Source organism: Tardiphaga sp. 42S5 (assembly GCF_034044155.1).
In the GTDB taxonomy this organism is placed as follows: domain Bacteria; phylum Pseudomonadota; class Alphaproteobacteria; order Rhizobiales; family Xanthobacteraceae; genus Tardiphaga; species Tardiphaga robiniae.
This window is the reverse complement of sequence record NZ_CP139027.1, coordinates 1954441-1966688: the sequence shown is the minus strand read 5'-3', so window position 1 is coordinate 1966688 and position 12248 is coordinate 1954441. Positions and strand designations below refer to the sequence as shown.

The 12248-nt window shown below is 62.6% G+C and carries 12 protein-coding genes; 9 read left to right on the top strand and 3 right to left on the bottom strand.

Going from position 1 to position 12248, the window contains the following annotated elements; all coding sequences use genetic code 11:
* The first annotated feature begins 233 nt into the window (after positions 1–233).
* Both gabT and SFY93_RS09130 read left to right on the top strand, forming a co-directional pair.
* Complete coding sequence (gene gabT, locus SFY93_RS09135; RefSeq protein WP_320446847.1) at positions 234–1511, top strand: 4-aminobutyrate--2-oxoglutarate transaminase; 1278 nt, start codon at positions 234–236, stop codon at positions 1509–1511.
* A 28-nt stretch (positions 1512–1539) separates the two neighbouring features.
* On the top strand, positions 1540–2829 hold the full coding sequence (locus SFY93_RS09130) for an ArgE/DapE family deacylase (RefSeq protein ID WP_320446846.1): 1290 nt from the start codon (positions 1540–1542) through the stop codon (positions 2827–2829).
* Between the two features lie 55 nt (positions 2830–2884).
* On the opposite strand, the gene SFY93_RS09125 is transcribed toward SFY93_RS09130, so the two are convergent.
* Positions 2885–3274 (bottom strand): hypothetical protein, encoded by a 390-nt coding sequence (locus tag SFY93_RS09125; protein WP_320446845.1) that lies wholly within the window; start codon positions 3272–3274, stop codon positions 2885–2887.
* A 230-nt stretch (positions 3275–3504) separates the two neighbouring features.
* Here SFY93_RS09125 and SFY93_RS09120 point away from each other — a divergent pair, with 230 nt between their 5' ends.
* The 6 genes from SFY93_RS09120 (at position 3505) to SFY93_RS09095 (ending at position 8984) form a co-directional block, all read left to right on the top strand.
* On the top strand, positions 3505–3912 hold the full coding sequence (locus SFY93_RS09120) for a hypothetical protein (protein ID WP_320446844.1): 408 nt from the start codon (positions 3505–3507) through the stop codon (positions 3910–3912).
* Between the two features lie 500 nt (positions 3913–4412).
* A complete protein-coding gene (locus SFY93_RS09115) occupies positions 4413–5636 on the top strand; it encodes an ABC transporter substrate-binding protein (protein ID WP_320446843.1) in 1224 nt (407 codons plus the stop codon).
* 128 nt (positions 5637–5764) lie between these two features.
* The gene (locus SFY93_RS09110; RefSeq protein ID WP_068733337.1) at positions 5765–6619 is read left to right on the top strand and encodes a branched-chain amino acid ABC transporter permease; all 855 of its coding nucleotides are present in this window, start codon (positions 5765–5767) and stop codon (positions 6617–6619) included.
* A 1-nt stretch (position 6620) separates the two neighbouring features.
* A complete protein-coding gene (locus SFY93_RS09105; protein ID WP_320446842.1) occupies positions 6621–7550 on the top strand; it encodes a branched-chain amino acid ABC transporter permease in 930 nt (309 codons plus the stop codon).
* Complete coding sequence (locus tag SFY93_RS09100; RefSeq protein ID WP_320446841.1) at positions 7547–8290, top strand: ABC transporter ATP-binding protein; 744 nt, start codon at positions 7547–7549, stop codon at positions 8288–8290. Before SFY93_RS09105 ends, SFY93_RS09100 begins: the two co-directional genes overlap by 4 nt.
* Entirely contained in the window at positions 8277–8984 is a 708-nt protein-coding gene (locus SFY93_RS09095) for an ABC transporter ATP-binding protein (RefSeq protein WP_320446840.1), read from the top strand. The genes SFY93_RS09100 and SFY93_RS09095 overlap by 14 nt, the downstream gene beginning before the upstream one ends.
* Positions 8985–9043: 59 nt before the next feature.
* Here the strand turns inward: SFY93_RS09095 and SFY93_RS09090 are convergent, their stop codons facing one another.
* Positions 9044–9982, bottom strand: a complete 939-nt coding sequence (locus tag SFY93_RS09090; protein ID WP_320444434.1) for an IS110 family RNA-guided transposase — start codon at positions 9980–9982, stop codon at positions 9044–9046.
* A 195-nt stretch (positions 9983–10177) separates the two neighbouring features.
* Entirely contained in the window at positions 10178–11386 is a 1209-nt protein-coding gene (locus SFY93_RS09085; RefSeq protein WP_320446839.1) for a BtaA family protein, read from the bottom strand.
* A gap of 169 nt (positions 11387–11555) precedes the next feature.
* Between SFY93_RS09085 and SFY93_RS09080 the strand changes: the two genes are divergently transcribed.
* Positions 11556–12248 (top strand): class I SAM-dependent methyltransferase, encoded by a 693-nt coding sequence (locus SFY93_RS09080; protein ID WP_320446838.1) that lies wholly within the window; start codon positions 11556–11558, stop codon positions 12246–12248.

Below are 12248 nucleotides of genomic sequence, written 5' to 3'. Positions count from 1 at the left end.
TGCGAAGCGAAGCTTCGCTAGGCGGGGAGAGGTCGCCGCGTCTTCGCGGCGGGTGAGGGGCATGGCACGGCGCTCATCGCACGCACTGCACTTGCGGATCGCAAGAGCCCCTCACCCCACCCCTCTCCCCGCAAGAGCGGGGCGAGGGAGCCTACAGCGCCCGGCGCAGCAGCCTGCTCCATCCACTGATCCACACCCAACAACATCCAAGAAAACTCGAAGGACAAACTCGCATGCCAACCAATGCAGAAATCTTCGCGCGCCGCGAAGCCGCTGTTCCCCGCGGCATCGGCCACTCCACCCCGATCTCGGCGCAGCGCGCACTGAATGCGGAAGTCTGGGACGTCGAAGGCAAGCGCTATGTCGACTTCGCCGGCGGCATCGCCGTGCTCAACACCGGCCACTGCCACCCGACCATCATGGCCGCCGTGCGTGCGCAGATGGAGAACTTCACCCACACCTGTTTCCAGGTGCTGCTGTATGAATCCTACGTGACCCTCGCCGAGCGCCTGAACAAGCTGGCGCCGATCGACGGCGCCACCAAGACCGCATTCTTCACCACCGGCGCCGAAGCGACCGAGAACGCCATCAAGATGGCCCGCGCCGCCACCGGCCGCGCCGGCGTGATTGCCTTCACCGGCGGTTTCCATGGTCGCACCCACATGACCATGACCATGACCGGCAAGGTGTTCCCGTACAAGAAGGGCTTTGGCGGCGCCATGCCGGAAGTCTGGCACGTGCCGTTCCCGGCCGCGCCGCTCGATGTCACTGTTGAGGAATCGCTCAAGTATCTCAGCTTCCTGTTCAAGGCCGACATTGATCCGGCCCGTGTCGCCGCGATCATTATCGAACCCGTGCAGGGCGAAGGCGGCTTCCATCAGGCGCCGCCGGAATTGTTGCGCGCGCTGCGCAAGATCTGCGACGAGAACGGAATCGTCTTCATCGCCGACGAAGTGCAGACCGGTTACGGCCGCACCGGCAAGATGTTCGCGATGGAACATTACGACGTGAAGCCCGACCTCATCACCGTGGCGAAGAGCCTCGCCGGCGGCTTCCCGCTGTCGGGCGTGATCGGCAAGGCCAAGATCATGGACGCAGCCGATCCGGGCGGCCTCGGCGGCACCTATGCCGGCAACCCGCTGGCGATTGCCGCAGCGATGGCCGTGCTCGACGTGTTCGAGAAAGAGAAGCTAGTGGAGCGCGCCAACCATATCGGCGAGCGCATCACCACGCGCCTGAAGAAGATGCAGCAGCGAAACGACCTCGTGCCGATCGCCAGCATCCGCAATGTCGGCGCCATGATCGCCTTCGACATCGTCAAGGAGCGCGGCTCTGACACGCCGGACGCCGAAGTGACCAAGAAGGTGACGCAGAAGGCCACCGAGGAAGGCCTGATCCTGCTGTCCTGCGGCGTCAACTTCAACACCATCCGCGTGCTCGTTCCGCTGACCGCCCAGGACGAAATCCTCGACGAAGGCATGGACAAGCTCGAACGCGCGCTGACCGCCTGAGCCCTCTCACAAGAAAAGGAAAAACAACATGGCTCTCGATCCCGCCCTCCGCGACAAGATCATCGCCGCCGTCGACAAGGGCTTCGATGCCCAGGTGAAGTTCACCCAGGACATGGTGCGCCACGTCTCGACCCGCGGCAACGAACACACGATGCAGGACTTCATGTTCCGCGCCATGAAAACGCGCGGCTACAAGATGGAGCGCTTCGAGATGGATCGCGCCGCGCTCGGCCATCATCCCGGCGCCGGCGCCTGGGACGACCTGCATTCGACCGCGCCGATCGTGGTCGGCACGCATTATCCGCGCGAGGAAAAAGGCCGCTCGCTGATCATGCAGGGCCATGTCGACGTGGTGCCGGAAGGCCCGCACGACATGTGGACCACGCCGCCCTATGACCCCGTCATCCAGGGCGACTGGATGCAGGGCCGCGGCGCCGGCGACATGAAGGCCGGCTGCGCCTCCAACATCTTCGCGCTCGACGCACTCAAGAGCCTCGGCCTGCAGCCGGCAGCGACGGTCTATCTGCAGTCTGTCGTGGAAGAAGAATCCACCGGTGACGGCGCGCTGATGACGCATCTGCGCGGCTACAAGGCCGACGCCGTGGTGGTGTCGGAGCCGTCGCATGAGACGATCACCCGCGCCAATATCGGCGTGGTCTGGTTCCAGGTCGAAGTCCGCGGCGTGCCGGTGCATGTGCAGCGCATGGGCACCGGGGCCAACGCCATCGACGGCGCCTATCGCATCATCGGCGAATTGCGCAAGCTTGAAGCCAAGTGGAATGCGACCAAGGACCAGTACGAGCACTTCAAGAACATCGAGAAGCCGGTCAACCTGAACATCGGCAAGATCGCCGGCGGCGACTGGGCGTCATCGGTCCCGGCATGGTGCAAGGTGGACTTCCGCATCTCGCTGCTGCCCGGCAAGACAGCCGAAGCAGCAAAGAAGGAAATCACCGACTGCGTCGCCGCCTTCGCGCATCAGGATCCGTTCCTGTCGAACATCCCGCCGACCGTGACCTTCAACGGCTTCCAGGCCGAAGGTTACGAGCTCAAGCCGGGATCTGATGCAGAAGCCACACTGGCCGCAGCCCATGAAGCCGTGTTCGGCCAGAAGCCAAAGCCGGAAATCTCACTCGCCTATCTCGACAGCCGCGTCTATGCGCTGTTCGACAATGTGCCGACGCTGAACTACGGCTGCATTTCGCGCGGCGTCCACGGCTTCGACGAAGGCGTCAACCTGCCGTCCCTCAAGAAGACAACGACGGCGCTGGCGCTGTTCATCGCCGAATGGTGCGGCGTGGAAGAGATCAAGGCCTGATCATTCAGGCCTCAGCCTGAAGACCGAATGGGCGGCGGAGCAATCCGCCGCCTTTTCATTTCTGCCAGCTACAGATGCCGCCTGTGCGGCACGGCCAGACCTGCACCCGCGTATCCGCCGCATTGGAATCCAGCGGATTGCCGCGGCGAGCGACCTTCTTCTGCGCAGCGGCGCGCTGCGCCACTGGCTTTGTGGCCTGCGCGCGCGCAACACGCGGCGCTGCCTTCACCGGATCGGCTTTCACATTCGCCTTCGCATCGGCCTTGGCCTGGATCTGCACCTGCTCGAATGACGCGGGCGGACCAAGCAATTTCGGCGACAGCACGGCCTTCTGCAGATCGAGCAGCAGGTACTCGCCGGGCTTGTATGTATCGGCCTGCGCGGCGCCCAAGCCGGCCAACAAAGCAATACCCGCCGAGGCAGCAATCAGATGTCTCAAACGCATTTACGCCTCCTGAGGCCGGTTCCCGGCTTCTGGACTGACAATGTCTCCAAGTTAAGCATGGATAACGCCGAATCCAGCCCTGTGTTTCGCCCAAAAGTGCCTGCAGCACAGGCATTTTCGGCGGTAAGGCTAACCGTCTCCGGCCTGCGCGCTTGATTGATCCAGCGCAATGCGATTCCGCGCCGCTGCGCAGACCCTCTGCTCAATCATTTTCAGCAGCGGAGACCGCCATGACATCCGTCCAGCCCTATCCCGTCGTCAGCAATCTCCTCGAACGCTTTGGCGACTGGTTGATCCGGCGCCGCCAGCTCAACGAACTCGGCGCGCTCGACAGCGGCGAGTTCAAACGCATGGCCCATGAGCTTGGCCTTGCGCCAAGCGATCTCGATACGATCGTCCGCAGAGGCGTGAACGGCGCCGAGGAATTGCCGCAGATGCTCCGCGCGCTCGGTTTTGACGAGGTCGCCATTGCCAAGATCCGGCCGCCTGACATGATGGAGATGCGCCACGCCTGCGCCAGTTGCGCACACAAGCGGGCCTGCAGCGCCGACCTTGCAGCCAAAACGGCGGCGGCGAATTATGAGAACTATTGCGCCAATGCCAACGACATCACCCTGCTGGCCCGGGCTGCGGAGTAGATTATTCTCCACCTCCGCCAAAAATGCTCGAAAAGCCGGCCAGGTAAGCCTAATCGGTTAGGTTAAGATTTGGTTTAAGTTGCGACAAAACCCGGCTGGGATAGCGTCGATCGCGTCGCGCAGTGGGGTGCGGAAGTCGCTTTCCAACCCCGAATTTCAATGCACGGCACGGGACCGCCGTTATTACCTGCGTCGGCGGTCCCACCCCTTGGTGGCCCCGGCTGTACCCAACGCCACCTCCCAACCCGGCCACTTGAGAATGCGCATGTTGCACCTGCTTGCAACTTGCAACGTGCCGCCCGCGCCGCAACATCGTTACATGTCATGCAAGCAGTCATCGCGTCGCAACAAAGAAGCGCTTTGTGAATGCTCGCAATTTAATCCGCGACACAGTGTTGCTGTGCGCAATCTTCCTTGACTTGCTCTCGCCGCACTTGGCAGTCTGTGATCACACAAAAAAGCATCGGGCAACGACCCAGATGCCTCTAGGGAGAGACACCATGGACTCATTTCTGAGGCCGCTTGCGGCTGCGAGTATGATTGTTGCTGGCGCCCTTGCTTCCACTGCTCCAGCATCTGCCCAGCAAGCGCCGATCAAGATCGGTATTCCGACTTCGGTCCAGCTGCAGGTCGGCCGCGACACCCAGAACGCCGCCAAGCTGGCCATCGAAGAGATCAATGCCAAGGGCGGGTTGCTCGGCCGCAAGCTCGAAATGGTTGTCGCTGACGAGACTGAGAATCCCGAACAGGGCATTGCTGCAATCAAGAAGCTCACCGCCGACGACAAGGTCAACGTGCTGATCGGCGGCTACACGTCAGGCGTGACGCTGGCCCAGCTGCCGCACATCTCCAGCGCCAAGACAATCTATCTCGGCGTCGGTGCCGCCTCACCTGCCATCACCGCAAAGGTGAAAACCGACTATGAGAACTACAAGTACATCTTCCGCGCCTTCCCCATCAACGCGGCGCATCAGGCGCGCGCGCTGGTCGACTTCATCAACGGCAAGCTGAAAGGCGAGATGGGCCTGAAGAAGATCGCCATCGTCGGCGAAAACGCCAAATGGGTGCAGGATCTCGTGCCTATCCTGAAGAAGGGCGCGACCGACGGCGGCACCGACGTGACGCTGGCCGAGTTCTTCGACACCTCGACCTCCGACTTCTCGCCGCTGTTCGCCAAGGTGAAGAATTCCGGCGCGCAGTATCTGATCGTGATCCTGTCGCACGCCTCCTCGGACATCTTCGTCAAGCAGTGGCATGACGCGCAGGTGCCGATCCCGATCGGCGGCATCGACGTCAAGAGCCAGGACGCCGACTTCTTCACCCGCGTCAGCGGCAAGGCCAACGCCGAGACCGTCGGCATGTTCGCCATCCGCGCGCCGCTGACACCAAAGACCATTCCATTCTGGGATGAATTCGTGAAACGTTTCGGCACCGCGCCCGTCTATACCGGCATCGGCGCCTATGACGCCGTTTATGTCTATGCCGATGCCGTGAAGCGCGCCAACTCCATCGAGCCCGACGCTGTCATCAAGGAGCTGGAGAAGACCGACCATGTCGGCATCGCTGGCAAGCTGATGTTCGACGAAGTACACGACGTGAAGACGGGCCCCGGACTGCAGAACCTGCTGTTCGTGCAGTGGCAGAAGGATGGCGCTCGCGTTGTGGTCTGGCCGAAGGAAGCCGCTACCGGCCCGATGATCGCGCCGCCCTGGATGAGCAACTGATTTGTTGATGGCGGTCATCTGACCGCAGCGTAACCGCGCGGCCGGCGATCTCTCGCCGGCCGGAAAACGGGAGAAGCGAGCCCGAAGAAGTTCGCCCTCCGCCGTCCGGTCTTCAACAGCGGGTTCTCATGCTTCAGATTCTGATCTACGGCGCGGTCTCCAGCGCCATCTATGCGATGCTGGCCGTTGGTTTCACCCTGATCTTCGGCGTCGCCCGCATCCTCAATCTCGCGCATGGCTCGTTCTACGCACTCGGCGCCTATGCGGCCTATGTCCTCACCTCGCTGCTCGGCGTTCCGCTGTTCATAGCCGCACCGCTGGCGGTATTGATCGTCGCCGGCTTTGGCGTGGTGATGGAACGTTTTCTCGTGCGTCCGCTGCGCTCGTCCCAGCTCGCGGTGCTGATGATTACCCTCGCCGTTTCTCTCGCGGTCGAACAGGCGCTGTTCATCACCTTTGGCTCCGAATATCGCAACGTGCCTTCCTTCGTGGCTGACAAGCTCTCGATCGGCGGCGTGGATATTTCCGGCCAGCGCCTGCTCGCCCTTGTCGCCGGTGTCCTCGTGCTGCTCGGCCTCTGGCTGTTCATCCAGCGCACGCGGCTCGGCGCGGCCATCCTCGCGGTATCGCAGGATCCGGAAGCCGCGCAATATATGGGTATCCCGACTAACCGCATTTTCTCCATCGTGATGGCGATCTCCGCCGGCACCGCGGCGCTCGCCGGCGTGCTGGTGTCGCCCTTCCTCACGGTGCAGCCGACCATGGGCCTGCTGCCGATGGTGAAGGCCTTCGCCATCGTCATCGTCGGCGGCCTCGGCTCGATCCCCGGCAGCATCATCGCGTCACTGATCCTCGGCTATTCCGAGACCATCGTTGCCTATCTGATCTCGACGTCATGGACCGAGCTGGTGTCGCTGGTCGCGGTCGTCGTCACGCTGATGATACGCCCGTCAGGGCTCCTCGGGCGACGGGCGGCATTCTGACATGAAACGCATCGCCCTCATCGACATCGCAGGCGGCATCCTCGTCGTCGCCTTCCTCGCTTTGCTGCCCATGTTCGCCGCCAGCAACTATCTCACCGGCGTGCTCACCGTCTGCGTGATCTACGGCATCTGGGCCTCGAGCTGGGACTTCATGTCCGGCCTCACCGGGCGTGAGAATTTCGGCCACTCGCTGTTTATCGGCGCCGGCGCCTATACCGCGGGCTTCCTGTCTTCGATCTGGTCGACAAATCCGTGGGTCAGCCTGCCGCTCGGCGTGGTGATCGCCATCGCTTTCAGCCTGCTGGTCGGCTTCCCGACGTTGCGGCTGCGCGGGCCGTATTTCGCGCTGGCGATGCTCTCCGCCTCGGCGATCCTGCAACGGCTGTGTCTCATCTTCTGGGAATACACCGGCGGTGAGGAAGGCATCTACGGCCTCGATCCCTTGATGAAAAATCCGCTGCATTACTACTGGTTCGTGCTGGCGATTCTCGCGGTCACCGTGATCGCGCTGACGCTGCTGGCGCAGTCGCATTGGGGGCTCCTGCTGCGCGCGATCCGCGGCGACGAGGCGACCTGTCAGGCCGCCGGCATCAACGTCACCTTCTACAAGATCGTGTCACTGATGATCTCGGCCGGCTTTGCCGGGCTCGGCGGCGCGCTCTATGCCCATTACCAGCTGCAGGTGTCGCCGCCGCTGTTCTCGGTGGTGGTCTCGATCACGGTCATCATCATGGTCTATGTCGGCGGCATCGGCTCGATCTATGGCGCTGCGGTGGCGGCAATCCTGCTGACGCTGCTCACCGAGATGCTGCGCGGCTTCGGCGAGTACCGGCTGTGGATCTACACGCTGACCTTGATGCTGATCCTGTTCTTCCTGCCCAATGGACTGATCGCGCCGCTCTGGCGCCGGCTGACGGAGCGCCTGCGATGACCGACCTGCTGGAAGTCAACGGCGTGACCAAGCGCTTCGGCGGCCTTACCGCCGTCAAGAACGCGAGTTTTACGCTGAAGAAAGGCGAGTTCACCGGCATTCTCGGCCCCAACGGCGCCGGCAAGACCACGCTGTTCAACATCCTCACCGGCTTCATGCAGCCGACATCAGGCACCATCCATTTCAACGGCGATCTGGTGCGCGAGCTTGCCCCCTACAAGGTGGTCAATCGCGGCATGGCCCGCACCTTCCAGCTCACCCGGCCATTCGTCGGCATGAACCTGCTGGAGAACGTGCTGGTCGCCTGCATGTCGCCCCGCGCCAGCGAGGACAAGGACAAGGAGGCGCGCGCGAGCTATCTGTTGGCACAGGTCGGGCTCGGCGGCCGTGACAGGGAGCCGGTGGAGACTCTTCCCTATGGTGACCTGCGGCGGCTGGAAATCGCGCGCGCGCTGGCGACCCGGCCGGACCTGCTGCTGCTCGACGAGCCCTTCGCAGGGCTTGGCAGCAGCGAGATCGAACAACTGGCGCAACTGATCAGGCGTCTGCATCGCGAGGAGAACCTCACTATTTTGCTGATCGAACACAAGCTGCGCGAGTTCATGGCACTGGTGTCGCGCGTCATCGCGATGAATTTCGGCGAGATCATCGCCGTCGGCCCACCGGAAGAGATCGTGAAGAACGAGAAGGTGATCGAGGCCTATATCGGCAAGACGGAGGACGCCCATGCCTCTGCTTGAAGTCGCCGATCTCAAGGTCAGTTATGGCAAGGCGCTGGCCATCGAATCCGTCTCGATCAGGGTCGAGAAGGGCGAACTCATTGGCGTGCTCGGCCCCAACGGCGCCGGCAAGACCACACTGCTGAAGGCCATCTCGCGCAGCATCGCCTCGCAGGGCACGTTGAACTTCAAGGACGTGTCGCTGCATCCGATCGAGCCCTACAATGTCGTCGCCAGGGGCATCTGCCACTGTCCCGAGGGGCGCAAGCTGTTCTCGGAACTCTCGGTGCTGAAGAACCTGCAGCTCGGAGCTTACCTCCGCAAGAACAATGCCGACGTCGAGAAAGACCTCGAGCGCGTCTTCACGCTATTCCCGGTGCTGCGCGAACGGCAATGGCAACAATCGAGCACGCTGTCTGGTGGCGAGCAGCAGATGGTCGCCATCGGCCGTGCGCTGATGGGCCGGCCCGAGCTGCTGCTGCTGGACGAACCCTCGGTCGGCATCGCGCCGCGGCTGAAGGGGCTGATCTTCGATTCCATCCAGCAGATCAGGAAAGACGGCACCGCGATCCTGATCGTCGAGCAGGATGCGACATCGACGCTGCGGATAGCGGATCGGGTCTATGTGCTGGAACATGGGCGGACGATCCGCGAGGGGACGTCGGCGGAGATCGCTGGCGACAAGTACATCCAGCAGATTTATCTGGGGGTGTGACGTTCACGTGCTCGCTTCTTACCTCTCCCCGCAAGCGGGGAGAGCGACTGTCTTTTTGGTCAAGCGTTTTGATGCTGCCATGGGGTCTTGTCTCGCAGGATAGCGTTGAGGATGGTGAGCAGCTTGCGGGCGACGGCGATGATAGCGACGAGCTTGGGCTTGCCGGCGGCGACGAGCTTGTCGCGGAACAGTTTGAGCTGCGGATTGAAGCGGGCGGCCACCATCGCTCCCATGAACAACACGCGGCGTACATTGGCCCGGCCGCCGCCGATGAAGCTCTTGCCGCGCCACTGGCCGGATTGCCGGGTCCATGGCGCCAAACCGGCGAGAGCCGCAATCTGACGACGATCGAGTGTGCCGAGCTCCGGCAGTTCGGCAATCAGGCTGCGCGCGATGGTCGGACCGATGCCGGGCACCGACGCCAGCAAGTCTTCTTTCTCGGCCCAGGCCGGCGATCCCCGCACGTGATCGCCGATGTCGTCGTCCAGTTCGGACAACTCCTTCTCCAGTGCCTTGTGGAGCCGGGCGATGCTCTTCTTCAGGCGCGGATTGCTGACGCGCCGCGCACGCTGGCCTTCCGCGGCCATCATCTCAACGATCTGGCGCCGACGCGCCACCAGATCGGCTAGCAGCCGCGTCGTGGCATCGGGAAGCGGCCGCAGTTGCGGTTTGGTCGCCTCGGTAAAATGCGCGATCACCATGGCATCGATCGGATCGGTCTTGGCGCGCTTGCCGAGGGCGTTGGCAAAGGCGCGCACCTGTGCCGGATTGACCACCACCACAGGCAGATCGGCGCCGGCCAATCCTGCGGCGACCACCGTCTCGAAGCCGCCGGTCGCCTCGATCGCCACCACCAGTGGCGGTCGCGCTTTCAGCCGCGCGATCAGATCATCGATCCCCGCACCATTGCGGGCAACCGCAAAACTCTCACCGCCCGGACGCATCGCCACGTCCAACCGATCCTTCGACACATCGATGCCAACATAAATCGCGTCCATCTGATCCCATCCTTGCGCAACCGGGCTTGCTGAGCGGCCCAAGCGACTGTTCGGGTTCGATGGAACGGCAAGCAAGGACCCGCGCTCTCCCACGGGCTTGGTGTCCCTCAGGTTACTCGGTCTCCCGCCTGCCACCGCTCCGCATAGCTTAGCAGAAACGGCGGGAGGCAAGTTACAAGGTTAAGACAGCAACGCCTACGCCTTCCGCGTATACAGATGAAACCCGCCATAAATGCCCGAACGATCCGCAGCCAGACCTTCGGCACTGCGTGCCTCATCGCGCTGCCACGTCTCACGCAGCGATGCATGTTCCGGATCGTCCAGCGGTGACTCGGCGCCGGCGGTGCGGAAGATCACCCGGATGCCGTCCTTGCCGGCGCGGTCGATCGCGTCCCACAGCGCACGGATTTCATCCGGCGCCATCCAGTCCTGCGAATCCAGTAGCACGACCGCGTCGATCTGGCGGGCTGGAAGGCTCTCCAGAAACACGCGCAGATTGGCATGCACCGGCGTGACCAGAGCGGCGCGGCTGGCGGTGTCCGCGTAACGGCTCTGCTGCAGATAGAGCGGCAAGCACTTGTCACCGGGGCCGACATAGCTGCGGCTCAGCGCCTGCCAGGCAAAATAGTTGTCGGCGTTCGGATGCACGTCGATCAGAGCGAGCAGACGCTGATGCAGCACTTCGTTGAGCGGCTGATTGCCGCCCAGCAATGTGCGCTGCTGCGGCGGGATGCCGAGGCTGAACAACAGCGCCGGCGTCTTCGTCATCATACGAGCGAGCCGCGAATGAAACAGCCAGTGCAGTCGTTCCAGCGCGCGCTTGCGCGCCGGGGACTGCTTGTCCTCGTGCAACAACGCCTTGAGATCGATGCGGGCGAGCTTCGCCAGCGTATGCGCGAAGCCGATGAAGCGGCCGAGCGCGCCATGACGATAGAAGCCGTCACTGAAGTAACCGTAACGCGGGCGGCCCTGAATATCGCGCTCGTCCCAATAGCCGCGTGCTTCGGCATCGAGCAGCGGCCGCAGCCGCTCGCGATAGAGGCCCACATTGGTATCAGATGTGCCTTCGCCGAAGAATTTCCAGAAGTCCTGATAGTTCGGCAATGCGCGCAGGCCCGCGAGCTTCAGCTTCAGCAGCGACAGATGCGCCTCGTTGAGATCGACCGCGTAGACATGCTCGGGCTTCGCCGACAGATAGGACAGCGCATTGCAGCCGCCGCTGGAGATGGTGACAATCGTCGAACCGGGCGCCAGCTTCAGCGCTGCCATGTCCGCCTCCGGATCTTCCCAGATCTGGGTATAGACCAGCCGGCGGAACCAGAAGGCGAACAGCCTGTCCCAGATCGTCGTTTCCTCGCGACCACGGCTATTGCGAACGGCGTCGGCGATCAGATGCGTATTCATCGGCTTCTTGGACCCTTCGAATCGACAATCTGAAATTTTTATCAAGCGCAGACTGCGGTTTTGCGACAGTCATTCTAAATTTCGGCCGATTCCCGCGACGAAACCACTGTCACACCGCTGTCGTGTTGCGATGAAATGGATCGCTCATCCGGATGCGACGAGGTGCGCCATGACGATTGTCTCCGAATACGAAGACCGCGGTCAGCCCGCATGGTCGAACGAAGCCACGCAACGCATGAACCGGATGTATCGCTGGCAGCGCTTCATCTATGACGCAACGCGCCGGTATTATCTGCTCGGTCGCGATCAGCTCATCGCCGAACTGGCACCCGCGCCGGGCGCGACAGTGCTGGAGATCGGCTGCGGCACCGGCCGCAATCTGGTTCAGGCTGCCCGCAGATATTCACAAGCGGTATTTTATGGCATCGATATTTCGACCGAGATGCTGACCACGGCCATCGGTTCCATTGCCCGCAACGAGCTCACGGATACCGTTCGCGTCGCCCATGGCGATGCAACGAATTTCGACCCGGCACGCATCTTCGCTGTTCCGTCATTCGATCACGTCATGATTTCCTACAGCCTCTCGATGATCCCAAGCTGGCAGAATGTGCTCGATCACGCCGTCTCGCAGCTCAAGCCCGGCGGCCAACTGCACATCGTGGATTTCGGCCATCAGGAGCGGTTGCCAAAGATCGCGAGCAAGCTGCTGTTGCGCTGGCTGACGCTGTTCGACGTCACGCCGCGCCGCGAGCTTCTCGATGTGCTGAAGGCGCTCGCCGAGCGTCATCACGCCAATCTCGATTTCAACCGCCCGTTCCGCGGCTATGCGCAGTCGGCTGTGCTGACACTGCCGAAGTAA

Coding starts and splice junctions, on each gene's coding strand:
- SFY93_RS09110 (WP_068733337.1), top strand. CDS start 5,765: ATGCTTCAGATTCTGATCTACGGCGCGGTCTCCAGCGCCATCTATGCG.
- SFY93_RS09130 (WP_320446846.1), top strand. CDS start 1,540: ATGGCTCTCGATCCCGCCCTCCGCGACAAGATCATCGCCGCCGTCGAC.
- SFY93_RS09115 (WP_320446843.1), top strand. CDS start 4,413: ATGGACTCATTTCTGAGGCCGCTTGCGGCTGCGAGTATGATTGTTGCT.
- SFY93_RS09095 (WP_320446840.1), top strand. CDS start 8,277: ATGCCTCTGCTTGAAGTCGCCGATCTCAAGGTCAGTTATGGCAAGGCG.
- SFY93_RS09080 (WP_320446838.1), top strand. CDS start 11,556: ATGACGATTGTCTCCGAATACGAAGACCGCGGTCAGCCCGCATGGTCG.
- SFY93_RS09085 (WP_320446839.1), bottom strand. CDS start 11,386: ATGAATACGCATCTGATCGCCGACGCCGTTCGCAATAGCCGTGGTCGC.
- SFY93_RS09105 (WP_320446842.1), top strand. CDS start 6,621: ATGAAACGCATCGCCCTCATCGACATCGCAGGCGGCATCCTCGTCGTC.
- SFY93_RS09090 (WP_320444434.1), bottom strand. CDS start 9,982: ATGGACGCGATTTATGTTGGCATCGATGTGTCGAAGGATCGGTTGGAC.
- SFY93_RS09125 (WP_320446845.1), bottom strand. CDS start 3,274: ATGCGTTTGAGACATCTGATTGCTGCCTCGGCGGGTATTGCTTTGTTG.
- SFY93_RS09120 (WP_320446844.1), top strand. CDS start 3,505: ATGACATCCGTCCAGCCCTATCCCGTCGTCAGCAATCTCCTCGAACGC.
- SFY93_RS09100 (WP_320446841.1), top strand. CDS start 7,547: ATGACCGACCTGCTGGAAGTCAACGGCGTGACCAAGCGCTTCGGCGGC.
- gabT (WP_320446847.1), top strand. CDS start 234: ATGCCAACCAATGCAGAAATCTTCGCGCGCCGCGAAGCCGCTGTTCCC.